This is a genomic window from Allobosea sp. GW823-FHT01F03 (assembly GCF_058798075.1).
Map to the genome: position 1 here is coordinate 105,014 of NZ_CM179505.1, position 24,518 is coordinate 129,531.

The 24,518-nt window shown below is 68.4% G+C and carries 23 protein-coding genes and 1 riboswitch; of the genes, 12 read left to right on the top strand and 11 right to left on the bottom strand.

What is annotated here, in order from left to right; all coding sequences use genetic code 11:
• Positions 1-62: 62 nt before the first annotated feature.
• From AC3RCC_RS00490 to AC3RCC_RS00530, 9 genes are all read right to left on the bottom strand, one after another.
• Positions 63-1,277: an ABC transporter substrate-binding protein gene (locus tag AC3RCC_RS00490; RefSeq protein WP_291637998.1), complete on the bottom strand. Its 1,215-nt coding sequence runs from the start codon at positions 1,275-1,277 to the stop codon at positions 63-65.
• Positions 1,278-1,532: 255 nt separating this feature from the next.
• On the bottom strand, positions 1,533-2,372 hold the full coding sequence (gene phnX / locus AC3RCC_RS00495) for a phosphonoacetaldehyde hydrolase (protein ID WP_492257269.1): 840 nt from the start codon (positions 2,370-2,372) through the stop codon (positions 1,533-1,535).
• On the bottom strand, positions 2,369-3,496 hold the full coding sequence (locus AC3RCC_RS00500; protein ID WP_492257270.1) for a TIGR03364 family FAD-dependent oxidoreductase: 1,128 nt from the start codon (positions 3,494-3,496) through the stop codon (positions 2,369-2,371). Before AC3RCC_RS00500 ends, phnX begins: the two co-directional genes overlap by 4 nt.
• 247 nt (positions 3,497-3,743) lie before the next feature.
• Positions 3,744-3,953, bottom strand: coding sequence for a cold-shock protein (locus AC3RCC_RS00505; RefSeq protein ID WP_291638004.1), 210 nt, complete (start codon positions 3,951-3,953; stop codon positions 3,744-3,746).
• A 120-nt stretch (positions 3,954-4,073) separates the two neighbouring features.
• A complete protein-coding gene (locus AC3RCC_RS00510; RefSeq protein ID WP_492257271.1) occupies positions 4,074-4,829 on the bottom strand; it encodes an SDR family NAD(P)-dependent oxidoreductase in 756 nt (251 codons plus the stop codon).
• The gene (locus tag AC3RCC_RS00515) at positions 4,802-5,842 is read right to left on the bottom strand and encodes a ketopantoate reductase family protein (RefSeq protein ID WP_492257272.1); all 1,041 of its coding nucleotides are present in this window, start codon (positions 5,840-5,842) and stop codon (positions 4,802-4,804) included. The genes AC3RCC_RS00510 and AC3RCC_RS00515 overlap by 28 nt, the downstream gene beginning before the upstream one ends.
• Before the next feature lie 160 nt (positions 5,843-6,002).
• The gene (locus AC3RCC_RS00520) at positions 6,003-6,950 is read right to left on the bottom strand and encodes an isoaspartyl peptidase/L-asparaginase family protein (protein ID WP_492257273.1); all 948 of its coding nucleotides are present in this window, start codon (positions 6,948-6,950) and stop codon (positions 6,003-6,005) included.
• 154 nt (positions 6,951-7,104) lie between these two features.
• A complete protein-coding gene (locus tag AC3RCC_RS00525; RefSeq protein ID WP_492257274.1) occupies positions 7,105-8,706 on the bottom strand; it encodes an ABC transporter substrate-binding protein in 1,602 nt (533 codons plus the stop codon).
• Complete coding sequence (locus tag AC3RCC_RS00530) at positions 8,703-9,254, bottom strand: MarR family winged helix-turn-helix transcriptional regulator (protein WP_291638014.1); 552 nt, start codon at positions 9,252-9,254, stop codon at positions 8,703-8,705. The genes AC3RCC_RS00525 and AC3RCC_RS00530 overlap by 4 nt, the downstream gene beginning before the upstream one ends.
• A gap of 95 nt (positions 9,255-9,349) precedes the next feature.
• Between AC3RCC_RS00530 and AC3RCC_RS00535 the strand changes: the two genes are divergently transcribed.
• From AC3RCC_RS00535 to thiE, 12 genes are all read left to right on the top strand, one after another.
• Positions 9,350-10,051, top strand: a complete 702-nt coding sequence (locus tag AC3RCC_RS00535; RefSeq protein ID WP_452117492.1) for a creatininase family protein — start codon at positions 9,350-9,352, stop codon at positions 10,049-10,051.
• A gap of 151 nt (positions 10,052-10,202) precedes the next feature.
• Positions 10,203-11,174: an ABC transporter permease gene (locus AC3RCC_RS00540; protein ID WP_492257275.1), complete on the top strand. Its 972-nt coding sequence runs from the start codon at positions 10,203-10,205 to the stop codon at positions 11,172-11,174.
• Entirely contained in the window at positions 11,174-12,052 is an 879-nt protein-coding gene (locus AC3RCC_RS00545) for an ABC transporter permease (protein ID WP_291638020.1), read from the top strand. Before AC3RCC_RS00540 ends, AC3RCC_RS00545 begins: the two co-directional genes overlap by 1 nt.
• Positions 12,053-12,236: 184 nt before the next feature.
• Entirely contained in the window at positions 12,237-13,946 is a 1,710-nt protein-coding gene (locus AC3RCC_RS00550; RefSeq protein ID WP_492257276.1) for a dipeptide ABC transporter ATP-binding protein, read from the top strand.
• Between the two features lie 13 nt (positions 13,947-13,959).
• Positions 13,960-14,853, top strand: coding sequence for a polysaccharide deacetylase family protein (locus AC3RCC_RS00555; RefSeq protein ID WP_492257277.1), 894 nt, complete (start codon positions 13,960-13,962; stop codon positions 14,851-14,853).
• A gap of 133 nt (positions 14,854-14,986) precedes the next feature.
• Positions 14,987-16,921 (top strand): OmpA family protein, encoded by a 1,935-nt coding sequence (locus AC3RCC_RS00560; RefSeq protein ID WP_492257278.1) that lies wholly within the window; start codon positions 14,987-14,989, stop codon positions 16,919-16,921.
• Positions 16,922-17,056: 135 nt separating this feature from the next.
• The gene (locus tag AC3RCC_RS00565) at positions 17,057-17,350 is read left to right on the top strand and encodes a hypothetical protein (RefSeq protein ID WP_492257279.1); all 294 of its coding nucleotides are present in this window, start codon (positions 17,057-17,059) and stop codon (positions 17,348-17,350) included.
• A 75-nt stretch (positions 17,351-17,425) separates the two neighbouring features.
• Entirely contained in the window at positions 17,426-17,626 is a 201-nt protein-coding gene (locus tag AC3RCC_RS00570; RefSeq protein WP_291638025.1) for a hypothetical protein, read from the top strand.
• An 84-nt stretch (positions 17,627-17,710) separates the two neighbouring features.
• Positions 17,711-17,911: a hypothetical protein gene (locus AC3RCC_RS00575; RefSeq protein WP_492257280.1), complete on the top strand. Its 201-nt coding sequence runs from the start codon at positions 17,711-17,713 to the stop codon at positions 17,909-17,911.
• A 106-nt stretch (positions 17,912-18,017) separates the two neighbouring features.
• Positions 18,018-18,122, top strand: a riboswitch (TPP riboswitch).
• Positions 18,123-18,203: 81 nt separating this feature from the next.
• Positions 18,204-20,081: a phosphomethylpyrimidine synthase ThiC gene (thiC, locus tag AC3RCC_RS00580; protein ID WP_492257281.1), complete on the top strand. Its 1,878-nt coding sequence runs from the start codon at positions 18,204-18,206 to the stop codon at positions 20,079-20,081.
• Positions 20,078-20,827 (top strand): hydroxyethylthiazole kinase, encoded by a 750-nt coding sequence (locus AC3RCC_RS00585; protein WP_492257282.1) that lies wholly within the window; start codon positions 20,078-20,080, stop codon positions 20,825-20,827. Before thiC ends, AC3RCC_RS00585 begins: the two co-directional genes overlap by 4 nt.
• Positions 20,828-20,916: 89 nt before the next feature.
• On the top strand, positions 20,917-21,585 hold the full coding sequence (thiE, locus tag AC3RCC_RS00590) for a thiamine phosphate synthase (RefSeq protein WP_492257283.1): 669 nt from the start codon (positions 20,917-20,919) through the stop codon (positions 21,583-21,585).
• Between the two features lie 18 nt (positions 21,586-21,603).
• On the opposite strand, the gene AC3RCC_RS00595 is transcribed toward thiE, so the two are convergent.
• Positions 21,604-23,313 carry a hypothetical protein gene (locus AC3RCC_RS00595; protein WP_492257284.1) on the bottom strand — a complete coding sequence of 570 codons (1,710 nt, stop codon included), beginning with the start codon at positions 23,311-23,313 and terminating at the stop codon, positions 21,604-21,606.
• An 83-nt stretch (positions 23,314-23,396) separates the two neighbouring features.
• Complete coding sequence (locus AC3RCC_RS00600; RefSeq protein WP_492257285.1) at positions 23,397-24,428, bottom strand: proline racemase family protein; 1,032 nt, start codon at positions 24,426-24,428, stop codon at positions 23,397-23,399.
• Positions 24,429-24,518: the final 90 nt, after the last annotated feature.

Here is a 24,518-nt window from a genome sequence, read left to right on the forward strand (position 1 = left end):
TTCCAGCGGCCGCAACGCAATGTCGCGGCCGGGATCTAGTCAATATCAGATTGAAGCGGTTTTCAGCCCGCCGGGCGCAGCGCCTTCACCTCGGCATCCGAGGGCAGGTATTTGGCACCGTCGGCATAGCGCCAGTCGACCATCACGCCCTTGCCGTTCTTGACCGCGGTCTTGCCGACATAGGCGCCGAGCGTCGCCTGATGGTCGGAAGCGCGGAACTCGACCGGGCCGAAGGCCGAGGTGAACTTCAGCCCCTTCAGCGCGTCGACGAGCTTCTCATTGTCGGTCGTACCCGCCTTGGCGAGGCCGGCGGCGATGGCGTTCATCGTGTCGTAGCCGACGACCGAGCCGAGCCGCGGATAGTCGTTGTACTTGGCGCGATAGGCTTCGCGGAACTTGACGTGGTCCGGCGTCTGGATGTCGGCCTGGGGATAGCCGGTGACGATCCAGCCGACCGGGGCCTCGGCGCCGAGCGGGTCGAGATATTCCGGCTCGCCGGTCAGCATCGAGGCGACGGCGCGGCCCTCGAACAGCCCGCGCGTATTGCCCTGGCGGACGAAATTGGCGAGATCGGCGGCGAAGGTGACGTTGAAGATCGCGTCGGGCTTGGCCGCCTCGAGCGCCTGCACGGTGGCGCCCGCATCGATGCGGCCGAGCGCCGGGAACTGCTCGGCGACGAACTCGACATCGGGCCGCGCCTTCTTGAGCAGCTCCTTGAACCACTTCACCGCCGACTGGCCGTACTCATAGTTCGGCGCGACGGTCGCCCATTTCTTGGCCGGAAGCTTGGCGGCCTCTTCGACCAGCATCGCCGCCTGCATGTAGGTCGAGGGGCGCAGGCGGAAGGTGTAGCGGTTGCCCTTGGCCCAGACGATCGCGTCGGAAAGCGGCTCGGAGGCGACGTAGAGCCGCTTGTTCTGGAGGGCGTAATCGGCGATGGCGAGGCCGACATTGGAGAGGAAGCCGCCGGAGAGCAGATCGACCTTCTCGGCATTGATCAGCTCGCCAGCGAGGCGCACCGAATCCTCGGGCTTGCCGGCATCGTCGCGGAACAGCGTCTCGATCTTGCGGCCGAGCACGCCGCCGGCGGCGTTGACCTGCTCCTGCGCGAGTTCCCAGCCCTGGCGATAGGGCTTCAGGAAGGCCGGCTGGGAGGTGTAGCTGTTGATCTCGCCGATCCTGATCGGCGCGCCCTGAGCGCGCAGCAGCGAGGGCGTTGCCAGCGTGGCCGCTCCGATCACGGCTCCGCTGACGAATTGGCGACGGTCAATCTTCATGGCTGTCCCCCACTGGCTGATCGATCTTCTTGCTTGCGGCCCCTCGCCGCGGCTCCCCACCCTAAGCCGGGCGCATCAATGGCGCCAAGCCGGCAAGGAAATTCGTTTGTATACCTACGAACTCTCAGCGCTGCCGTTTTGTTTGTCAATCGTTCTAAATTGGGCATGCATGCCGCATTCGCGGGCAAAGCAGGGCGAGCACCGGCGAGGGGCGGTCGCCGGTCCGTTCGTACTCCTGTTTTCGCTGTTCCGGGCTCAGGCCGGCTGTTTCGCCGCGGCGCGCGCCAGCAGGGTCGAATCAATCGCCTCAACCACGCCGACGAGCTCGGCGATGCTGTCGACCACATAGTCGGCGCCGGCGGCCCGCAGCCGCGCCGCCGCCTTGCCGCGCAGGACCTGCTGCTCGAGCAGGGGCAACTCGTTCCACTCCGCCAGCGAGAGGCCGACGCAATTGCCGGAGACGGCGAGGCCGACCGTCCAGCAGCCGGCGGCCGCACCTTCGGCGATGCCCGGCTCGGTGTCGTCGACCTTGACGACGCTGGAGGGCGGATAGACGCCGAGATCGGCGAAGCAGCGATACATCATCAACGGACTCGGCCGCCCTTCCGCGAGATCGCCGGCGCAGACGAGATTGTCGGGACGATAGCCCTGCGCCGCCGCCGCCGGCAGCAGGCGTTCCATGATCTCGCGGGTATAGCCCGTGGTCGAGCCGATCCTGAGCCCACGCCGGCGCAGATTGGCGACCGTCTCGGCGGCGCCGGGGATCAGCTCGGCATAGTCGGTGACGACAGCGGCATTCAGCGGCACGAACTCGGCATAGACGGCGTCGATCGCCTGCTCGTCCGGCAGCGCGCCATGAGCGGCGCGCCAGGCCTCGGCGATCGCCGGCTCGGCCAGCAGCGCGGCGATATGGGCGCGCTTCGGCAGCCCCATCGGGCCGCGAGCCTGGGCGATGCTGATGGCGACGCCGAAACGGGCGAAAACCTCGACGAAGGCGCCCATCGGCGCACGCGAGCCGAAATCGACGACCGTTCCGGCCCAGTCCAGCACCACCGCCTTGACGGCCTTGAACGAAAGCATGGCGACGGCGCTCATCCGAACATCTCCGCAATGGTCTCTTCGCCGATCGCGAAGGAGGTGGAAGCCCCGGTTCCCGAGGTGACGATCACCAGCCGGACGCGCTCGGCGATCGTCTCGCGCAGCATCGGCCGGTCGGGCAGGCTGGCATAGGTGCCGAGCCAGCGCGTCTCGACAGGTGGGCGCACGCCGAAGACCGCCTCGTATTCGTCGAGGATCAGCGCGTCGACGCCATGCTGCGCGAACGGATCGGGCGTTGCCGCATAATGGTGGGAATCGCCGACGATGCGGCTGCCATCGGCCGAGGCGACGGTGATCAGATGGATGCCGTTGGCGAGATGTTCCGGCTGCTCGCGCTCCAGCCGGGCACGCAGGGCGGCGGCCTCAGGCAGCTCGGCATAGCCGAGATAGCGCACCAGCGAGAGATCCGACATGACCGCGCAGGGCAGGTCGGGCCCGGAGGTGGCGGTGCGGACCCGCAGCATCTGCAGCTTGCAGCGGGTCAGCGCGGGATAGGCGCGCCTGAGCTCGTCGGCATAGAGGCCGGTGAAATCGTCGCCGGGGCAGATGATGGCGGCATCGGCACGCAGGGCGCCTTCCGAGGTCTCGATCACCGGCAGGGCGACGCCGCGCACCGTCGCCTGGCGCAGAAAGGAGACGCCCCAGTCGCGCGCGAGATGAGCGGCGAGCAGCGGGATCGCCTCGCGCGATTCGACACGCAGATCATGCGGGCTCCAGAGCGCCGCCTCCTGGCCCGGCGCGAGGAAGGGGAAGCGCTGCGCCAGGGCCTCGCCGCGCAGCACCGCGCAGCCCTCGCCCATTTCGGTGGCGAGGAAGGCCTCGAGCACAGCGGTCGCCTCCGGCCGGCGCGAGGCGAGGCAGAGCCCGGCATGGACCAGCGAAATCCCCGCCTTTGGGGCGATTTCGGCCCAGACATCGCGCGAGCGCCGCGCCCGCTGCCAGGTTTCGCCCGCCTGCTGGCCGGTGACGGTGACGAAGCCGAAATTGCGGACGGACGCGCCATTGGCCTGCGCATCGCGGTCGATCACGACGACCTTCAGCCCGCGCCGTGCGGCGGCCAAAGCATGTGCGAGGCCGACGATACCGGCGCCAACGATGGCGAGGTCGAAACTGCGATCCACTGGGCTCTCCCTCCCCGGCGCTCTGGCGCGCCATGGCAAGCCCTCCCGCTTAGAGCAGGCGTAATGCAGATCGATGACAGCGATGCGATTGCAAGCGACCGGCGCCGCGGAGGAGCCTGACCTGGCCTTGCGCTCCTGGCCGTCGCCGATCGGCGACGGAAATGCCTGGAATCATCAGTTCTTGACGAGTTCTATATGGCGGGGAAGCAGACGCCGCTTGTCCGCGACCCTCGATAGGCCGGTGTCTTCAGGCAGTCTTGAGGTTGACGGCCGCCGACTTGCCGGTCTTGCGGTCTGCTTCCAGATCGTAGCTGATCTTCTGGCCTTCGTTCAGGCCGCGCAGGCCAGAGCGCTCGACTGCGCTGATATGCACGAAGACATCGCTGCCGCCGGCATCCGGCGTGATGAATCCGTACCCTTTGGTCTCGTTGAACCACTTCACGGTGCCCGTTGCCACGTGCTCTCCCTTCACTTTCGGCAGGCGGCGAGTGCCGCCCGGCGCGCACTCTAGGGCGATCCTTGCGCATGTGGCAATCCGGCTCAGCAATGAGCCGGATCATCCCTTTCGGGGAGAAACTCAGGAACGTCCGCCATCGACCGACAGAATCTGGCCGGTTGTCCAGCCCGCCTGCTCCGAGAGAAAGAACAGGCTGGCATGGGCGATGTCGGCCGGCGTGCCGAGCCGGCGGGTATGGATGCCCTCGACCAGCCGCTTCTGGCCTTCCGCGCCATAGGACTGCCATTGCCGCTCGGTCGCCGGGTTGGAGCGGACGAAGCCGGGCGCCACCGAATTGACGGTGATGCCATGCGGGCCGAGTTCCCAGGCGAGCTGCCGGGTCAGCCCGACCAGAGCGTGCTTGGCGCTGGCATAGGCCTGGATGCCGGTCAGGCTCGGCCGCAGGCCGGCGCCGGAGGAGATGTTGACGATGCGGCCGTAAGCAGCCTGCTTCATCGGGGCCGCGGCGGCCTGCGACAGGAAGAAGGCGGCGTCGACATTGGCGGCGAAGATGGCGCGCCAGTCGGACTCGGAGATCTCCTCGATCGGCCGTCCGACCTGGCCGCGCACGCCGCCGGCGGCGTTGACCAGAAGGTCGAGCCGGCCCTCGGCCGCAAGCACGGCGGCGACCGTCTCCTGCGCCGCTGCGGGCCCGCCGAGATCGGCGACATGAGCGGCCGCGCCCAGTTCCCTGGCCACGCCAGCGATGCCCTCGCCATCAAGATCGACGAGATGGATACGGGCGCCGGCCTGGGCCAGCGCCTCGGCGATGGCGCGGCCGATGCCCTGCGCGGCGCCGGTGACGAGGGCTACACGGTCATCGAAACGGATCTGCATTGCTCGATCAGCACCTTCAGGGTTTCGAACGCCATCGGCCGGCGGCCTTCCTCGATGTCTTCGATGAGCGTGACCAGCGTCGTGAGCGCTGGCGTCGCGACGCCGACCTCGCGGCCGAGCGCCGAGATGATGCCGATCTGCGGCCGGGCTTCGGTCCTGCGCTTGCGAACGGCAAGGTCGCGCCAGATGCCGGAATGGGTCTTGGCCGTCTTCGCGGTATAGTCGGCGAGCCAGGCAATGGTCTTTACCTGGGGGCCCTCGGGCGCGCCGGGCGCGAAGGCCCTGGGGTCGAAACCGCCGAAGCCGAGCGATGTCACACCGCGCGCCGCCGCGACCGCGCCGACCTCGCGCCCGAGCGCCAGCCAGACCGGCAGGCGGGCGGGATCGGCGAAGTTCGCCGACATCGAATCGTTGGTGAGGGCGGTGCCGAACAGCATCGCGCCATAGGCGAGCTTGCCCCAGAGATAGCCGTAGATGTTGTCGGTCAGGACCGCATCCGGCTCGAACAACCTGAGCAAACGGTGCATCTCGCGGGCCCGGTCGGTCATCGCCCCATCGAGCTCGCCGACGACGACGGCGCCGCGATTGCCGTAGAGGATCTCGCCGGGACCATGCCAGTCGGCCCCGAAATTGACGAAGCAGCCCATGGTGCGCGCCTCGCCGACCGCCCTTGCGATGGTGATCTCGTTGAGCCCGTTCTGGGCCGAGAGCACGAAGCCGTCTTCCGCGAGATGCGGCGTCAGTGCCGCGAGCGCGGCCTCCGTCGCCCCGGCCTTCACCGCCAGCACGATGCGGGAATAGGTTCCGGTCAGCTCCTGCGGCGTCGCTGCCGGCACCACCTGCCGAAATTCCTCGACCGGGCCGGTTATCGATAGGCCCGATGTCCGGCAGGCCTCGACATGCTCGGGCACGATGTCGACCAGCAGCACGGGCACGCCGGCCCGCGCCCAATAGGCGCCGAGCGTGCCGCCAATCGCGCCTGCGCCCCAGATCAGGATCGGTTCGGTCGTCATGAGCCCGCCTTCTCCCACCCGAAGCCTTCATCCTGAGGAGCGATCGCAGATCGCGTCTCGAAGGATGCTCCAGAAGACTCCCTGACCAGCTGGAGCATCCCTCGAGACGGCCGCTTACGCGGCCTCCTCAGGATGAGGGCTGAGAGGAGATAATCGCCGCTCACGCCTGCCCCATCACTTCGACATCGGCATGGGTCGCGACATGGACGAGGCCGTCAGGCGTGACCCAGCCGCGATACATGCCGCCGGTGTTATAGGGCGCGACGATCTCGCCCTCGGCGCCGATGGCGACGAGGCCTGCCCCGATCTTGTGCGCCGTCAGCTCGGCCATGGCGCGCTCGGCTGCTTCCTGCAGCGAGAGCCCGGCATAGCCGATCAGCGACGCGATTTCGTGGCCGACGCAATAGCGGATGAAATACTCGCCCTTGCCGGTCCCGGAGACGGCGCAGCGCCCGTCGCGCGCATAGGTTCCGGCGCCGATGATCGGGGAATCGCCGACACGGCCCGGCGGCTTGTTGGTATAGCCGCCGGTCGAAGTCGCGGCGGCGAGATGACCGGCCTGGTCGCGCGCGACGGCGCCGACCGTACCGTGCTTCTCGGCCTCGCTCGCTCCGGCCATGGTGCCGACGAGCTCGCGGATCTTCATCGAGGCGAGGTTCTTGCGCCGGCGCTCGGTCGAGAAATGCTCATTGGCGACGATGTCGAGCCCCTCGGCCTGGGCGAAGGCGTCGCCGGCCGGGCCGGTCAGCAGCAGCGGGTCGCCGCGGCGCATCAGCGCCTTGGCGGCGGTGACGGGATTGCGGATGCGCTTGACGGCGCAGAGCGCCCCGGCCGCCAAGGTCGCGCCGTCCATGATCGAGGCGTCGAGCTCATGCTCGCCATCGGCGTTGAGGGCGGCGCCATGGCCGGCATTGAAATGAGCGGAATCCTCCATCACCACGACCGCCGCTTCGACCGCGTCGACGGCACTGCCGCCCTTGGCCAGGATCGCCCAGCCGGCACGCAGCGACTTGGCGAGATGGGCCTTGGCCTCGGCCCATTCGGCGTCGGTCATTTCGGATTTGGGCAAGGTGCCGCAGCCGCCATGGATGGCGAGAGCGATGGTCATTTTTGCTTATCCTGACTTCAGTCACATCGTGGTGAGGGTGCGCCGCGACGTCATGGTCGGGCTTGTCCCGACCATCCATGTCTTTATCTGCGCAGTCCGATGTTCAAGACATGGATGCTCGCCACAAGGGCGAGCATGACGGTCCTGGTTCCCCTTACTTCGCCGGCTTGATGTCCATGGCCAGCGTGTCCTCGTCGACGCGCGGGCGGATGGTCACCTTGGCCTTCTGCATCGCCCAGGCCGAGCCGACGGCGACGATCGGCAGCCGCGGCCGGTCCTTGGCGACGATGGCGTTGGCCTGCGCCAGGAGGTCGTTACGCTTGGCCTCGTCCATCTCGATCGCGGCATCCTCGATCAGCTTGTCGAGCTCCGCGTTCTTGTAGCCGAGCACATTGAAGGCGCCGAGCTTCTTGGCGGGGTCGTTGGAGTGCACCACCGAGGAGAGCGTGTAGTTCGCCTCGCCGGTCAGCGTGCCCCAGCCGGACATGGAGAGCGAGAACTCGCCGCGCAGCCGGGCCGGGAAGAAGACGGCGCCGGGCTGAGCGTTGGCGTTCACCTCGATCCCGATCCGCGCCAGCATCTGGGCGATGGAGGTGCCGACCTGCCGGTCGCCGGGCAGGCGATCGCTGGTGAAGGAGAAGCCGACCTTGAAGCCGTTCGGGTAGCCGGCCTCCTCCATCAGCTTCTTGGCCTTGGCGAGATCGGGCTTCAGCGGCGGCAGGCTCTTATTGTAGCCGGCGATATCCGGCGTCACCAGCTGGTTGACCGGTGCGCCCAGCCCTTCCATCGCGATCTCGGCGAGGGCCGGCCGGTCGATGGTGAGGTCGATGGCCTCGCGGACCCTGGCGTCCTGAAGCGGGTTCTTCGGCAGCGGCGAGCCGTCCTTGGCGCTGACCTGCGGGGACTTGTCCCGCATGTCGAGCTCCATGTTGAAGACATAGACGGTGTCGATGGTCGCTACCGAAAGCTTGGCATCGCGCTTCAGCGTCGGCACGTCGGAGGCCGGCGCGCGCACGATGATGTCGACCTGGCCGGCCTTGAGCTGGGCGACGCGGGCGGCGTCGTTCGGCAGTTCCTTGCGCAGCACCCGGGCCCAAGGCTGCTTCTCGCCCCAATAACCGTCGAAACGGTCGAGCACGAGCTGGTCCTTCGGCGTCCAGGAGACGAATTTATAGGGACCGGTGCCAATCGCCGCCTTGCCGCCGTTGAAGGCTTCGTTGGCATTGTCCTTGGTCAGGCCGGCGGCCGCCTTGTGCGAGACGATGAAGAGTCGGATGAAATCGTTCGGCAGATTCGGCGCCGGTCCGTCGGTGACGATGTGGACGGTGAGCGGGTCGACGATCTTCACTTCCTTGACACGGCGGACATAGATCGTCGTCGGGTTCGGTCCGGCCACGACCGGGATGCGCTCGATCGAGAACTTGACGTCCTCGGCGGTGAAGTCGGACCCATCATGGAACTTCACGCCGGGGCGGAGCTTGAACTCCCAGACGGCGGGCTCGATCGCCTTCCAGCTCGTCGCCAGCCTCGGCTCGATCTGCAGCTTGTCGCCTGACCACGTCAGCGTGTCGAAGACATGCTTCAGCGCCTCGGCATGGGTACCGGTCGCGGTGAAATGCGGGTCGATCGATTCCGGGCCCGCGCGCACGCCGATGGTCAGGTTCTGGGCGAGAGCGGGGCCGGCGAGCCCGATGCCGCACAGGGCAGCGAAGGTGGCCCGCCGCCAGAGCGGGAAGATGCGCAAGGTCTCGGTCATGACGGGTTACCTTCGGGTTCGAGGTCGACAGGCCAGGTCGGAGAGGCGATCACCATCTTGTCCAGGAGCTCGCAGAGCTGCTTCTGCTCGGCCTCGCTCAACGCGCCCAGCATCGCAGCCTGCTGCTGCACCATCCGCGGCATGGTCTCGTCGAAGATCGCCCTGCCGGCAGGGGTGAGGGCCAGCACATAGCTGCGCAGGTCGTCGGGATCGCTCTCGCGCTTGAGCAGACGGCGCTCGAGCAGCTTCTGGATGGCGCGCGACAGCGTGTTCTTCGGCAGGCCGGCAGAGGCGACGATGTTCTTGGCGGCGACGCCGCCCTTCAGGCCGACCGCGTAGAGCGCGACGAATTCCGGCCGGACCAGCCCGTAGCGCGTCTCGATCCAGCGATAGACCGGATCATTGAAGCGGAAGGCGATGAAATTCAGCCGGAAGGAGAGCCAGCAGGGATTGCCCCAGAGCTTGGTGACGATCAACGGGTCGAGATTACGCAGAGCGGCCTCGCGCTCGCTGTCCAGCTTCGACAAGGCGGTCGGCGCGAGGCGCATTGCGACACTCCCTGACTTGGTTCCATATGGAACTTGACGACCCCGGATGCGGCTGTCAAGGATGACGTGCTTTCGTCGAAACGCAAGGATCGGTCATGCTGGTTTCCCGGATGAACTGGATGCAGATCGAGGAACAGGCGAAGCGCGACGACCGTTGCGTGCTGCCGCTCGGCTGCGTCGAGCAGCATGCCTATTTGAGCCTCGCCACCGATGCGATCCTCGCCGAGCGCGTCGCGAACGAGGCCGCCGAACCACTCGGGATTCCGGTCTTTCCGGTGCTGGCCTACGGCATGACGCCGGGCTTCACCGCCTATCCCGGCACGGTCTCGCTGCGGATGAGCACCTATCTCGCTGTGATCGAGGACCTGCTCGAAGGCGTCTACCGCTCCGGCTTCCGCCGTATCGTGCTGGTCAACGGCCATGGCGGCAATTCGCCGGCGATGACGCTCGCCACGGAATGGATGGGCAGACGCCCCGACGCCAGCGTCAAGATGCACAATTGGTGGGCCGGCCCGCTGTTCCAGGCCGCCGTCCGGCAGATCGACCCGGCCGCGTCGCATGCCTCCTGGATGGAGAATTTTCCCTGGACCCGCCTCGAGGGCGTGGCCATGCCGGACATCGTCAAGCCGCCGTTCGATGCCGCCCTCTACCAGGCAGCCAATCCCCAGCGAAAGCGCGAGATCCTCGGCGACGGCAATTTCCACGGCCGCTACCAGCGCCCCGACGCGGAGATGCTCAGGGTCTGGACGGTCGGAGTCGAGGAGACGCGGGCGGCGATGGCGGAGAGCTGGCCGTGACGAGCGGTCCCTCCTCGGACCTTATCCTGAGGAGCGATCGCAGATCGCGTCTCGAAGGATGCTCCGGTGCACCCTGGACCATCCTTCGGGACGCCGCTTTGCGGCTCCGCAGGACAAGGTCCGAGGGCATTTTCCGAAGAACGCCGCGCCGATGCTGACGCACGTCCTCGAGCGGATCCTGCAGGCGCTCGCCGTCATGCTCGTCATGTCGGCGCTGGTCTTCATCGGCGTCTATGCGATCGGCAATCCGATCGACGTGCTGATCGGCCCCGATGTCAGCCAGGATATCCGCCTCGAGACGATCGCCCGCTACGGGCTCGATAAGCCGCTCTGGGAACAGTATTTCACCTTTCTCGGCCGCGTGCTGCACGGCGATTTCGGCCGCTCCTTCGTCTTCGGCATGCCGGTGCTGGAGCTGATCCTGTCGCGCCTGCCGGCGACGCTGGAGCTGACGGTCGCCGCCGTGGTCGGCGCGGCACTGATCGGCGTCCCGGCCGGCATCTATGCCGGCTACCGGCCGGACAGCGCGCTCGCCAAGACGATCATGGCGATCTCGATCCTCGGCTTCTCGGTGCCGACCTTCTGGATCGGCCTCGTGCTGATCATGACCTTCGCCGTCGAATTGCAGATCCTTCCGGCCGGCGGGCGCGGCAACACCGCCGCGCTGTTCGGTGTCGAGTGGAGCTTTCTGACCGCCAACGGGCTCAGCCACATGCTGCTGCCGGCCGCCAATCTCGCCTTCTTCAAGCTCGCCCTGATGACGCGCCTCGCGCGCGCCGGAACCCGCGAGGTCATGCTGAGCGACACGGTGAAGTTCGCCCGCGCCGCCGGCCTGTCGGAATGGACCGTGCTGCGCCGGCATGTGCTGCGGCTGATCTCGATCCCGCTCGTCACGGTGTTCGGGCTCGAATTCGCCTCGACGCTCGCCTTCGCCGTGGTCACCGAGACGATCTTCTCCTGGCCGGGCATCGGCAAGCTGATCATCGACTCCATCCAGTCGCTCGACCGGCCGGTGATGGTCGCCTATCTGATGCTGGTCGCCTTCGTCTTCATCATGATCAACTTCCTGGTCGACCTGACCTATTTCGCGCTCGATCCGCGGCTGCGGAAGGGGCGCGGCTGATGCGCAAGGATTCGCCCGCCAGACGCTTCTGGGCCGAATTCCGCGAGAGCAGGATCGCGGTCGCGGCGCTCGCCCTCGTCGTGGCGCTGGTCGGCGTCGCCCTGCTCGCCCCGCTGATCGCGCCGCAGGACCCTTACGACCTCGCCAAGCTCTCGCTGATGGATGCCCGCCGGCCGCCCGGCTTTGTCGGCTCCGGCGGCTACACGCACTGGCTCGGCACCGATGCACAGGGGCGCGACCTGTTCTCCGCCATCCTCTACGGCCTGCGCATCTCGCTGCAGATGGGCCTGGTCGCCGGCGCCATCGCCTTCGTCGTCGGCGTCGGGCTCGGCATCAGCGCAGCCTATCTCGGGGGACGGCGCGAAGCCTTCATCATGCGGGTGATCGACCTGCAGCTCGCCTTCCCGGCGATCCTGCTCGCGCTGGTGATCTCGGCCCTGCTCGGCCAGGGCAAGGCGCAATTGATCGCCGCGCTCGCCGCCGCACAATACGCCTATTTCGCCCGCACCGCCCATGGCGCGGCCTCGGCCGAGCGCGGCAAGGACTATGTCGAGGCAGCGCTCTCGACGCCGTTGCCGGCGCGGCAGGTGGTCTGGCGCCACATCCTGCCGAACTGCCTGCCGCCGCTGATCGTGGTCGCGACCGTGCAGGTCGCCAACGCGATCGCGCTCGAGGCGACCCTGTCCTTCCTCGGCGTCGGCCTGCCGGTGACCGAGCCCTCACTCGGCGCGCTGATCGCCAATGGCTTCCAGTACATGCTGTCGGGCCGCTACTGGATCTCGATCTATCCCGGCCTTGCCCTGATCCTGCTGATCGTCGCGATCAATCTCGTCGGCGACCAGGTCCGCGACCAGGTCAATCCGAGGCTGAAGCGATGAGGGTGCTCTCGCCGGGACTGGCCGCCACCGTGCCCCCTCTCCCCTTGCGGGAGAGGGCTGGGGTGAGGGGTCGCGCGACGCCGGCAGGTTGGCGCCAAGAGCGAAGGACGACATTCAGCAATGTCGCGCGACCCCTCATCCGCCTGCCGGCACCTTCTCCCGCAGGGGGAGAAGGGAGCAAACCATGACCGACGCAGCTCTCCTCGAGGTCCGCGACCTCAGCACGCATTTCTTCACCCGCGCCGGGGTGGTGAAGGCGGTCGATGGCGTCTCCTTCTCGCTGCGGCGTGGCGAGGTGACGGGGCTCGTCGGTGAATCCGGCTCGGGCAAGAGCGTCACCGGCTTCTCGATCATCGGCCTGATCGACCCGCCCGGCCGCGTCGCCGGCGGCTCGGTGAAGCTCGAAGGGCGCGAGCTCACCGGCCTGCCGCAGGACGAGCTCCGGGCGCTGCGCGGCAAGACCGTCTCGATGGTCTTCCAGGACCCGCTGATGACGCTGAACCCGGTCCTAACCATCGGCGAGCAGATCCGGCTGGCGCTGGAGGCGCATCGGAAGATCACTGCAACCGAGGCGCGCCGGCGCGCGATCGAGGGCCTCGCGCAGGTGCGCATCCCCGATCCGGAAGCGACGGTCGATTTCTACCCGCACCAGCTCTCGGGCGGCATGCGCCAGCGCGTCGCCATCGCGATCGCGCTGCTGCATGGGCCAAAACTGATCATCTGCGACGAGCCGACCACCGCTCTCGACGTCTCGATCCAGGCCGAGATCCTGGCCGAGATGAAGGAGCTCGTCGCCGAGCTCGGCACCGCGCTGATCTGGATCAGCCACGACCTCGCCACCGTCGCCTCGATCGCCCAGCATGTCGCGGTGATGCGGCTCGGCAAGATCGTCGAGGAAGGCCCGATGCTCGACGTGCTGACGCGACCACAACATCCCTATACCCGCGCCCTGCTCGATGCCCTGCCCTCGCGTGCCAAGCCGGGCACCTACCTGCTGCGCGGCGAAGTACCCGACGCCGCACCGCCGCCACGCCTGCCGGCCGCGAAGGCGGAGCCGGCCGGTGACGAAGCAGCGCCCTATTTCGTGCTCGACGACGTCAGCAAGCGCTTCGAGACCCGCACCGGTAGCCTGCGGGCGCTGGCCGAGAAGTTGGGGCTGGCAAAGCCGGCGGTCTCGGTGCTGGCGGTCGATTCCGTCAGCCTGACCGTGGCGCGCGGCGAAGCGCTCGGTCTCGTCGGCGAATCCGGCTCCGGCAAGTCGACGCTGGGGCGGATGGCGGCGGGCATCTACGCACCGAGCGCCGGCACGGTGCGCCTCTCCGGCCAGCCGGTGATGAGCACCGGCGAGACGCCGCGCAAGCTGACCACCCGCGTCCAGACGATCTTCCAGGACCCGTTCGCCTCACTCGACCCGCGCATGCGCATCGGCGACAGCATCAGCGAAGGGCCGCTCGCCCATGGTCTGATCGATAGGGCGCAGACCGACGCATATGTCCGCGACTGGCTCAGCGCCGTCGGGCTCGATCCTGCCGTCGCCGGCCGCTATCCGCACCAGTTCTCCGGCGGCCAGCGCCAGCGCGTCGCGATCGCCCGCGCGCTCGCCATGCAGCCGGACCTCGTGATCTGCGACGAGCCGGTCGCCTCGCTCGACGTCTCGATCCAGGCGCAGATCCTCAACCTCTTGATGCGGCTGCGCAGCGAGCTCGGCCTGACGCTGATCTTCATCTCCCATGACCTCTCGGTGGTGCGCCATCTCTGCGAGCGGGTGGCGGTGATGTATCGCGGCCGGATCGTCGAGGAAGGCCCGGCGGCAGAGGTCTATGACCGGCCGCGACACGACTACACCAAGCGCCTGCTCGCCGCCGTGCCGGTGCTGCCGGCAGCGGCCTCGTGACTGGAGGATGACGATGGACGATCTCGAACCCTGGCAGTGGCCCGAAGAGACCTGGCGCGGCAAGGTCGAGCGCGTGCGCGCCGGCCGTAATCTGAAACCTAAGAGCTGGCCGGGCGGGGCGCGCTGCGCGGTCGCGCTCTCCTTCGACGTCGACCATGAGACCAATGAATTGCGCGATGGCGGCAAATCGGTCGGACGGCTGTCCTGGGGGCAATACGGCAACCGCGCCGGCATGCCGCGCATCCTGTCCATGCTGGCGAGGGAAGAGATCAAGGCGAGCTTCTTCGTGCCGGCGGTGACCGCCCTGCTCTATCCCGACGAGCAGCGCCGCGTCGTCGCCGAGGGGCACGAGATCGGCCTGCATGGCTGGATCCACGAGGTCAACACCGCGGTGCCGCCCGACAAGGAACGCGAGCTGCATCTGCGCTCGGCCGATACGCTGGAGAGAATCACCGGGGTGAGGCCGGTCGGCATGCGCACCCCGTCCTGGGATTTTTCCGAAGTGACGCTCGCGGTCGAGCGCGAGCTCGGCCTGCTCTACGATTCCTCGCTCTTCGCCGATGACGATCCCTATGAGCTGATCGAGAAGGGCGAGCCGACCGGCATGGTCGAGCTGCCGGTCGAGTGGATCCGCGACGATGCGGTCTATTTCAACATGAACCGCTTCCAGGCGCTGCGGCCCTATACGCCGCCCGAAGCGGTGTTCGACATCTTCCGCCGCGAATTCGACGGCGCCTATGAGGATGGCGGGCTCTTCCTTTTGACCATGCACCCGCATGTCATCACCTATCGCTCGCGCTTCTGGATCCTCGAGGAGCTGGTGCGGCACGCCAAGGGCAAGGGCGATGTCTGGTTCGCGACCCATGCCGAGATCGCGGCCTATGTGAAGGCGCAGGCGGGCCTCTGAAACCCGCAAAAACGGGCGTAGCCTGACCTTTGGGCAGCGGAACCGTGCCCGATTTCAGCCGTTTTCGGTTCATCCGGAATTCAGGGCGCGGCAGCGCTGATGTCCGGAAGAACAACTGGAAACGGACGTCACCATGCGCCTCAAGAACCTGCTCCTGCTCGGCACCCTGATCCCCGCCATCGCTCTATCGCAGGGCAGTTTCGCCGCGCCATCGCTCCAGCTCGCCCAGGCCCAGCCGGGCGATGACGACCGTCCCGATCCGCGGCGCCAGCGGCCGGGCGGGCAGGAACGTCCTCCACAAGGCGGGCAGGAACGCCCCGGTACCCGCCCGGCGCCGGGTCAGCCGCCGGCGGCCCGTCCCGCCCAGCCCGAGCGCCCGGCCGGGGTGAACCCGAACGTGCCGCGCCCGCCTTCCGCCCCGCAGGCGGTGCCTCCGGCCGGCCGGGCCATGCCGAGCGAACCCGAGCAGCCGCGTCGCCCCGTGCCGCCTGCCGGCGCAGCCCCAGGCCAGATCGCGCCGCAGCCTTCGCCGGGGCGGCCAGGCGCACCGGCTGCCCAGCCCGGCAGTCCGGTTGCACCATCGGGCGAGGGCGGCCAGCGCCGGCCCGCTCCGGCGCAAACCGCGCCAGGCCAGCCTCCCGTGGCGCCGGCTGCACCCAATCGCCCCGCACCGGGTCAGGTGGCTCCGGGCGGCGGCCAGCCGACCGCCGTGCCGCCGACCGGACGGGCGCCCGCGGCCTCGCCGCAACCGGGCGCGGCTCCGTCACAGCAAGCGCCGGGCCTGAACCGCCAGCCCGGCTCCGGACAGGCGGCTCCCGCACCGGGCACGCCGCCTGCCCCGACGGCGCCGGCCCAGCCGCCCTCCGGGCTCAACCGCCAGCCTGCGCCCATCCCGGCGCCCGTTGCCCCCGTGCAGGCCGGAACCGGGCAGGGCGCAGCCGGCGGCACCGCCCAGCCCAGCCCGGCTCAGCCCGCGCCCGCTCCGAACGCCGGCCGCGCGCCAGGTGCCCCGCCGCAGCCGGTAACCGCGCCTTCGCAAGCTGCGCCTGCCCCCGGTCAGCTGCCACCGCCCGAACGTCAGGGCCGGCGCGGCGGCATCGGCCTCGGCGGGGCGGCCGCGATCGGGCTCGGCGCGGCCGCGATCGGCGGCATCATGGCGACGCAGGGTGCCGATCGGATCGACGATGTCCGCAGCCGGCGGCAGGAGACGCGCGAGGGCGACGTCACCATCATCCGCGAACCCGGCCGGACGCTCATCCGCGGCGATGACGATCGCGTCATCATCCGGCGAGACGAGAACCAGCGCTTCCGCGATCTCGGCCTCGACACCCGCAGCGAGCGCCGTGGCGAAGAGACGGTCACGGTCTATGAGCGCCGGGACGGCACGCAGATCGTGACGGTGACGGATGGCGACGGCCGGCTGCTGCGGCGCTCGCGGCGCGAGCGTGACGGCACCGAGATCATCATCATCGACAATATGCGCCGCGACGGGCCGCGCCCGCGCTTCGCCGAGGAGATCGTCGAATTGCCGCCGCCGCCGCTGCGCATCCCGCGCGAGCGCTATGTCGTCGATGCCGGCCACGCCGATGAACGGCTGATCTACGAAACGATCACCGCCCCGCCGGTCGCCCCAGTGCCGCGCCGCTACACACTGGACGAGGTACGCTACTCGCCGGATCTGCGCGCCCATATGCGCAGCGTCGACGTCGACACGATCAACTTCGATTCCGGTTCCTGGACGGTCGGCACCGATCAGGCCCAGCGCCTGCGGGGGCTGGCGCAGGCGGTGATGCAGGCGGTCGAGCGCATGCCGAACGAGGTCTTCCTGGTCGAGGGCCATACCGATGCGGTCGGCTCCGATATCGACAACCTGTCGCTCTCGGACCGCAGGGCCCAGTCGGTCGCCGAGATCCTGACCCGCGATTTCGGCGTGCCGGCCGAGAACCTGACGACCCAGGGCTATGGCGAGCAATATCTCAAGGTCCAGACGCAAGGCGACTCGCGCGAGAACCGGCGCGTGACGCTGCGCCGGATCACGCCGCTGCTCACCGGCCAGAACGGGCGGTGAGGGCACGGCCCGGGCGCTTCCCTCGCGGACGCCTGGGCCTTCGCCTGAAATTGGTATGGAACCTTCGCCGCCGCTGCGCGTTCGATCGTTGGGCCGGATTCCGCAGACGACCGGCCGAGCGCGCAGGAGGGCTCCATGCGCAGATCATTCTGGTTCCTGACGGGTCTCGTACTCATCGGGCTGATCGCCGCCGAAGCGGCAGCCGGACAAGAACAATCGAGCTCCCGGACGCCGACGGCACAGCGCGAGCGTGCGCCCGGCGTGCCGATGGCGCCCAATGCCGAGGAAGTCCAGCAGCGCGAGCCCGCGCCGGAACGCGCCGAGGTCCAGCGGGAGCGCGAGCAGATGTCACGCGACCGCCAAGGCGCGCCTGCGCCAAACCGCAATCTGCCGATGCCCCGGGGCGTACCGTCGATCATCGCACCCTGATCGCTCGCGAGCGCCGCCGAGGATTCAGATTTGCGTAAGGGCTCGCCGCCTATGGTCGCGGCGAGGAGTTTTCCCATGAGCGAAATGTCGGCCGCGATCGCCCAGAGTCTGGTCAGCATGCGCTCGGCCGCGACGCAGCAGACCATGCAGCTCGAAATGCTCAAGCAGAACGCAAAGGCCGATCAGGCTGTGGTCGCGATGCTGCAGCAGGCGGCCGAGCAGCAGCAGGCCACGCTGCCGACCGGGCAGGGCGGCAATCTCGACGTGACCGCCTGATCGGTGCCGTCCGCCGCAACGCGCGGTTTCTGATTCAGATTCGGGTAAGACGCGCTCCCTATCCTCAAGGCGAGGGAGAAGAGCATGAGCGACTCGTCTTTTCTGATCGCCGAAAGCTTCGTCGCCCGGCCCAATGAGCGGCCCCAGCCGGCGCAGCAGACCGAAATGCAGAAAGAGCTGGACGATGCCCAGCGCGGCCTCGTCGAGATGCTGGAGCGCAGCATCTCCGAGCAGAAGGCCGCCCTCCCCTTCGGCCAGGGCGAGCATCTCGACGTCACCGTCTGAGCCGAGCCGATCGCAAGCGGCAGTACCGGTCTTCGCCCATGCCGCCATCACATGGCCGCCGGCCCAAGGCCGGCTTGCTTCCTCTCTCGAGCGCCTCTAACCTCCGTCTCGTTCCGAGGGGTGCTCGCAAGAGCTGAGATGGCGTCCGACGCCGAACCCGTCGAACCTGATCCGGGTCATACCGGCGGAGGGACTGGAACGCGGCCTACGCCCTATTTCCGTAGCCGCTTAACAGCGACTGGACCGTCCAGACACCCGGATCTCCTGAACCTTGGACCAAGGGGGAGATCCCATGAACGCCCACACCAAGCCCCAGAAGAATTCAGTCAAGGCCGCGCCGCAAAGCGTGACGACCGGGCCGATCATCGGCTCGCGCAAGATCTATGTCGCGGCGCCCGAGCATCCCGAAATGCGCGTGCCCTTCCGCGAGGTGGTGCTGACCACCGATGCCGAGCCGCCGGTGCGCATCTACGATCCGTCCGGCCCCTATACCGAGAGCGATGTGCAGATCGACCTCAATGCCGGCCTGACGCAGCCGCGCCGCGCCTGGCTCGATGCGCGCGGCTTTGCGACCGTGCCCGGCCGCGCCGTCACCGCCGCCGATAACGGCAACATCTCGGAGGAGCATCTGGTCCCGGCCTGCCCGGCGCAGCGCCCGATCCTCGAGGCCAAGCCCGGCCAGATGGCGACCCAGTACGAATTCGCCAGAGCCGGCATCATCACCCCCGAGATGATCTATGTCGCCCATCGCGAGAATCTCGGCCGCGCCGCCATGCTGGAAGGCGCGAAGGAGCGCCATGCCGATGGCGAGAGCTTCGGCGCCTCGGTGCCCGAGTTCGTCACCCCGGAATTCGTCCGCGAGGAGATCGCCCGCGGGCGCGCCATCATCCCGGCCAATATCAACCATCCGGAACTGGAGCCGATGGCGATCGGCCGGAATTTCCTGGTCAAGATCAACGCCAATATCGGCAATTCGGCCGTGACCTCCGGCGCCGCCGAGGAGGTCGAGAAGCTGGTCTGGGCGATCCGCTGGGGCGCCGACACGGTGATGGACCTCTCCACCGGCCGCAACATCCACAACATCCGCTCCTGGATACTCAGAAACTCGCCGGTTCCGATCGGCACGGTGCCGATCTACCAGGCGCTGGAGAAGGTCGGCGGCGATCCGATCAAGCTCGACTGGGAGGTGTTCAAGGACACGCTGATCGAGCAGGCCGAGCAGGGCGTCGATTATTTCACCATCCATGCCGGCGTACGCCTGCCTTATGTTCCGCTGACCGCCAGCCGCGTGACCGGCATCGTCTCGCGCGGCGGCTCGATCATGGCGCGCTGGTGCCTGGCGCATCACAAGGAGAGCTTCCTCTACGAGCGCTTCGACGAAATTTGCGAGATCATGCGCAAATACGACGTCTCGTTCTCGCTCGGCGACGGCCTGCGTCCGGGCTCGATCGCCGACGCCAATGACCGCGCCCAGTTCGCCGAGCTGGAGACGCTGGGGGAGCTCACCAAGGTCGCCTGGGACAAGGGCTGCCAGGTGATGATCGAGGGCCCCGGCCATGTGCCGATGCACAAGATCAAGGAGAACATGGACAAGCAGCTGCGCGAATGCGGCGAAGCCCCGTTCTACACTTTGGGACCGCTGACCACCGACATCGCGCCCGGCTATGACCACATCACCTCCGGCATCGGCGCGGCGATGATCGGCTGGTTCGGCTGCGCCATGCTCTGCTATGTCACGCCGAAGGAGCATCTCGGCCTGCCCGATCGCGACGACGTCAAGACCGGCGTGATCACCTACCGGATCGCCGCCCATGCCGCCGACCTCGCCAAGGGTCACCCCGCGGCGAAGCTGCGCGACGATGCCTTGTCGCGTGCCCGCTTCGACTTCCGCTGGGAGGACCAGTTCAACCTGGCGCTCGACCCGGACACGGCGCGGTCGTTCCATGACGAGACGCTGCCGAAGGACGCCCACAAGGTCGCGCATTTCTGCTCGATGTGCGGGCCGAAGTTCTGCTCGATGAAGATCACCCAGGACCTGCGTGCCGAGGTGCTGGCGATGGGCGAGAACGAGCGGGCTGCGCTCGAGGCGATGGCGAGCGAGGGCATGGCGGCGAAGTCGGAGGAGTTCCTGAAGAAGGGGGCTCAGCTCTATTTGCCGGCGGCCGAATGAGCGCGGTCATGGCGATGGACCGGCTCGACGCTGCGCGCGTCGCCTCGGTCCTCGCTCGCGTGGCGGAAACCCGCCCGCGGGTGCAGTGCCTGACCAACACGGTGGCGCAGAACATCACGGCGAACATGCTGCTCGCCTTCGGCGCGATCCCGTCCATGGCGATCCATGTCGACGAGGTCGCGGCGATGGCCGAGGGCGCCGGCGCGATCCTGATCAATATCGGCACGATCAACGCCGAGAGCGAGCTCGCGATCCCGAAGCTGCTGGAGGTGGCGCGCGATTGCGGCAAGCCCCTGGTCTTCGACCCGGTCTTCGTCGAGCTCTCGCCGCTGCGCCTGCACATCGCCCGCGAGGTGCTGCGCCTGCCGAACCTCGTCGTGCGCGGCAACGCCACCGAGATGACGGCGCTCGCCTTCGACCTTGCCGCTGCCGAAGGGGTGACCCGCGTCACCACCGGCAAGGTCGACCGGATCGAGAGCGGCGCGGCGCGTTTCTCGGTCGCCCATGGCCATAAGCTGATGACCAAGGTCACCGGCGTCGGCTGCGCGGCGGGGGCGCTGATCGCGGCCTGCTGCGCCGTCGAAGCGGACCCGGCCGTCGCCGCCGCGGCGGCCTTGACGGCCTATGGCATAGCCGGCGAAATCGCCGCGGAACGCGCGCGCGGACCCGGTAGCTTCGCGGTCGAGCTCGTCGACGCCCTCGCCGGCATCGACGAGGCGACGCTGGCGCAACATCTGGCGGAGTGATACCCGCCGCGGGCGCCGGACGCGCAGGGAGGCAAGCTTGCTTCCCTGCGCCGCACGGCGCCCGGCATCACCAGGACAGGAAGACCGCCATGACCGTCGACATCAGCCTCTACGGCATCGTCGACCCGCAGATCGCCCGCGGCCGCTCGCTGGCCGACATGGCGCGCGAGGCCGTCGAGGGCGGCGCGACGCTGATCCAGCTGCGCGCCAAAAACGAGACGACGCGCGAGATGGTGCGCGAGGCCCGCGCCATCCGCTCGGCCCTGCACGGCACGCTGGTGCCGCTGCTGATCAACGACCGGGTCGATGTCGCGCTCGCCGCCGGCGCCGACGGCGTCCATCTCGGCGCCGACGACATGAAGCTCGGCGACGCCCGCCGCCTGCTCGGCCCGCGCGCCATCATCGGGGCGACGCTGAACAAGGTCGAGGACCTGCCGGAACTGGCGGCGGCGAAGATCGACTATGCCTGCGCCGGAGCGGTGTTCTCCACGCAGCACAAGGACGATGCCAAGGCGCCGCTCGGCATCGAGGGCTATTCTGCGCTGCGGCGCGCTGCGGCGCAGGCACTCGGCGATCTCCCGGTCGGCGCCATCGCCGGGATCGATGCCGGCAATGCCGGCTCGGTCATCGCTGCCGGCGCCGATGGCGTCGCGGTGATCGGCGCGCTGTTCGCAGCCGAGGACATCACGGCGGCGGCCCGCGCCCTCCGGGCCGCGATCGACGCGGCGCTGACGCGGCGGCTGGCGACGCCGGTCTGACGGGCAGGGACTGCCCCCTCAGTCCCTCAGATACATGTCCCAGCAGGGCGAGAGCGCGATCCTGGCCCGCCCTTCCAACGCCCTCGCGAAATGCGCGAGGATCATGCCGCGCGCCGTGGTCTGCGGGCATTTCGGCGCCATGATCGCATCGATTTCGCGCAGATCCTCCAGCGCCTGGGCCGCGACCTTCGGATTGCTGCGGAACGGATCGATGCCGATCGGGACATGGCGCGGCGGCCTGCGGTCCAGCCCGCGATTGAACAGATCGACGAAATCGAGCGTGAAGAAGCCGTTGAGCTGACGTCTGTTGGCGCTCTCCCAGGCACGGATCGCCTCGACGCCCTGCTCGGCCTCAAGCAGCCAGGTCGCCTGATAGTCGATGGCGGAATAGAGGATGAAGGAGGGGAGCTGGCCCTTGGCAGCGAGGTCGGCATAGGCCGGCTGGTTCCGCGCGTAGTGCTCCAGTATCAGCGGCGCGCGCTCGGCGATCTCGCGCTTGACGCTGACCCGGCCGATCCGGCCGAGATCGTCGACGCGCAGCGCCTGATAGCTCGGTGCGCCGAGCATGGCGCGGGCGCCGCGCTCGATGAAGATCAGCGCCGAGGGCAGGGACGCGGCCAGGAGCAGCACCAGCACCAGCGGGCGAAGCCGGTCCGCCCGCCCCCGCCACTCCAGCAGGATCGCCAGCAGCAATGGCCAGAGCGCGATGAATTCGAGACTGCCGGTGTTCTGCGTCTCGAAGAAGACGAGCGCGAACAGGGTGACCGCGAGCCAGCCGGTGGTCGAAACCGCAAGGCTGCGCAGGAACGAGCCCAACGCCGCCGGCCGGTCGCGCCAGGCCGCCCAGACCAGCACGCCGAGCAGGACGAGCACCGAGCCGACGACGTTGAACTTGACCGAGGCCACGGTCAGGAAGCGCGGCAGCAGCGCCCCGGTGTTGAGCGAAAGCAGGATCAGGATGTCCTCGACATAGGCCCTGACCAGGCCGGTACCGAGGTCGACCAGGGCGAGGATGGCGATGACGGCGGCGGCGGCGAGCGCCGCATCCCTGAAGCGCATACGGCCGGTCAGCACGGCATAGCCGACCAGGATGGCGCCGCTGACGGCACCGGTGACCTTGACCAGGAACAACGCCAGCATCAGCACCGCGACCAGCACGGTCAGCAGCAGCGGGCCGCGCACGAAGAACAGCGCCGCCACCAGCAGATAGAGCAGCAGGCAGATATGGCGGTTGTAATGACCGAAGCCGTCGAGGCCCGGCAGCGGATAGAGTTCGTGCAGATTGATCGGCAGCGAGGCGAAGAGCAGGAAGGGCAGCAGCAGGGCGAGCGCCTGTCCGCGCGAGCGCTGCCCGACATGGAAGACAATGACGGTGAGCAGCGGCAGCGCCACCGGCAGCACGCCCCAATTGGCGAGCAGGATCGGGTGGGCCCTGGGGAAGGCGAGGTCGAGGCCTGCAACGAGATAATAGCCGAGCGGGCCGACCGGCGCGAAGAAGTCGATGCTCGGGATCTGGCCTTCATGGATGCGCTGGGCGGCGTCGAAATAGACGGCGGTGTCCCAGTAGTTGGAGCCGAGCGGCAAGCGCAGCGGCAGGAGCAGCCCGGCGAGGACGAAGGCGAGGAAGAGTGCGAGCCAGAAGAGAGGGCTGAGGGCGAGGCGGCGCAGGCTCCAGCCTTCGGTACCGCCGGCGCGTCCTTGCTGCGCGTTGGCCGTTCCCATCACCATGCCACCCTCCTGATCGCGCGGAGACTGGCAGAAAAACCTTACCGGGAGCCTGCGGGAACCGGCGAATGACGGCGAAAGCCGTCCTAGCCCCGCGCCGGAGCGCCTGGAATCTCGGCGAAGCGCCGCGGCAGGGCAAAGCCATGACGCAGCGGATCGTCGGCCTCGATGACGAAGCTGCCTTCGCCAGCCAGATGGCTCGTGCCGGCGACCGCGACGGTGACGGCACCGGTCGCTGGACATTCGACCGGGCCGACCACCGTGCCGGTGAAGGCTCCGCCGGTGATGCTGCGGAAGCTGCGGCTCCCTCCGGCCGGGATCAGGCCCTTGGCATGGTCGAGCGCCATGCGCGCGGTCACGCCGGAACCGGTCGGCGAGCGGTCGATCTGGCGTTCGGCGAAGACGCAGAGATTGAAGCTCTCGGCCTCCGGCCCGGCCTCGTCCGTGACGATGGTGCCATAGAGGAAGCCGAGATCGGGCTCGGTCGGATGGGTGATCGCCCGTGCCGTCCGCATGGTGTCGGTCAGCATCGCCGCCGCCGCGACGATTTCCGCGACGGGACTCGCGAACAGGTCGAGCCCGAAACGCGAGGCCGGCAAAATGCAGTAATAGGCGCCGCCATAGGCGATGTCGGTGACGACCGTTCCGAAGCCGGGCAGCGCGACCGGAAGAGCGCGCGCTTCCACGAAGGCGGGAACGCTCTCGAAGCTCACCTTGCCGACTTTCCCGCCCTCGACCTCGCAGGCGAGGCGTAAAAGGCCGCAGGGTGCCTCGATCGAAAAGCGCGTCACCGGCTCGACCGCCGGCACCAGCCCATGCTCGATCGCATAGCGGCCGAGCGCGATGGTGGCGTGGCCGCACATCGTCGAATAGCCCTCATTATGGGTGAAGAGCACGCCGAAGGCCGCCTCGGGATGGCTCGCCGCCACAGGGATGACGCCGTACATGCCGTCATGGCCACGCGGCTCCAGCATCATCGCCCGCCGCAAATGGTCGTGGCGCTCGCGGGCCTGCCGGCGCTTCTCCAGAAGGGTCGCGCCGGTCAGCTCGGGATAGCCCGAGGTGACGATCCGGACCGGCTCGCCGCAGGTATGGTAGTCGACATAGGCGAGGCGCATGGCTGGTCTCCAGATGGCGGCCCAGCGCCATCGCTGCCCAGCCTAGCCGGATCGCGCGCCGCCGCCAGAGGCGCAGCGGCGCTTCCACGC

Coding starts and splice junctions, on each gene's coding strand:
- AC3RCC_RS00490 (WP_291637998.1), bottom strand. CDS start 1,277: ATGAAGATTGACCGTCGCCAATTCGTCAGCGGAGCCGTGATCGGAGCG.
- phnX (WP_492257269.1), bottom strand. CDS start 2,372: ATGAGCGCCGTCGCCATGCTTTCGTTCAAGGCCGTCAAGGCGGTGGTG.
- AC3RCC_RS00510 (WP_492257271.1), bottom strand. CDS start 4,829: ATGCAGATCCGTTTCGATGACCGTGTAGCCCTCGTCACCGGCGCCGCG.
- AC3RCC_RS00515 (WP_492257272.1), bottom strand. CDS start 5,842: ATGACGACCGAACCGATCCTGATCTGGGGCGCAGGCGCGATTGGCGGC.
- AC3RCC_RS00520 (WP_492257273.1), bottom strand. CDS start 6,950: ATGACCATCGCTCTCGCCATCCATGGCGGCTGCGGCACCTTGCCCAAA.
- AC3RCC_RS00525 (WP_492257274.1), bottom strand. CDS start 8,706: ATGACCGAGACCTTGCGCATCTTCCCGCTCTGGCGGCGGGCCACCTTC.
- AC3RCC_RS00530 (WP_291638014.1), bottom strand. CDS start 9,254: ATGCGCCTCGCGCCGACCGCCTTGTCGAAGCTGGACAGCGAGCGCGAG.
- AC3RCC_RS00535 (WP_452117492.1), top strand. CDS start 9,350: ATGCTGGTTTCCCGGATGAACTGGATGCAGATCGAGGAACAGGCGAAG.
- AC3RCC_RS00540 (WP_492257275.1), top strand. CDS start 10,203: ATGCTGACGCACGTCCTCGAGCGGATCCTGCAGGCGCTCGCCGTCATG.
- AC3RCC_RS00545 (WP_291638020.1), top strand. CDS start 11,174: ATGCGCAAGGATTCGCCCGCCAGACGCTTCTGGGCCGAATTCCGCGAG.
- AC3RCC_RS00550 (WP_492257276.1), top strand. CDS start 12,237: ATGACCGACGCAGCTCTCCTCGAGGTCCGCGACCTCAGCACGCATTTC.
- AC3RCC_RS00555 (WP_492257277.1), top strand. CDS start 13,960: ATGGACGATCTCGAACCCTGGCAGTGGCCCGAAGAGACCTGGCGCGGC.
- AC3RCC_RS00560 (WP_492257278.1), top strand. CDS start 14,987: ATGCGCCTCAAGAACCTGCTCCTGCTCGGCACCCTGATCCCCGCCATC.
- AC3RCC_RS00565 (WP_492257279.1), top strand. CDS start 17,057: ATGCGCAGATCATTCTGGTTCCTGACGGGTCTCGTACTCATCGGGCTG.
- AC3RCC_RS00570 (WP_291638025.1), top strand. CDS start 17,426: ATGAGCGAAATGTCGGCCGCGATCGCCCAGAGTCTGGTCAGCATGCGC.
- AC3RCC_RS00575 (WP_492257280.1), top strand. CDS start 17,711: ATGAGCGACTCGTCTTTTCTGATCGCCGAAAGCTTCGTCGCCCGGCCC.
- thiC (WP_492257281.1), top strand. CDS start 18,204: ATGAACGCCCACACCAAGCCCCAGAAGAATTCAGTCAAGGCCGCGCCG.
- AC3RCC_RS00585 (WP_492257282.1), top strand. CDS start 20,078: ATGAGCGCGGTCATGGCGATGGACCGGCTCGACGCTGCGCGCGTCGCC.
- thiE (WP_492257283.1), top strand. CDS start 20,917: ATGACCGTCGACATCAGCCTCTACGGCATCGTCGACCCGCAGATCGCC.
- AC3RCC_RS00595 (WP_492257284.1), bottom strand. CDS start 23,313: ATGGTGATGGGAACGGCCAACGCGCAGCAAGGACGCGCCGGCGGTACC.
- AC3RCC_RS00600 (WP_492257285.1), bottom strand. CDS start 24,428: ATGCGCCTCGCCTATGTCGACTACCATACCTGCGGCGAGCCGGTCCGG.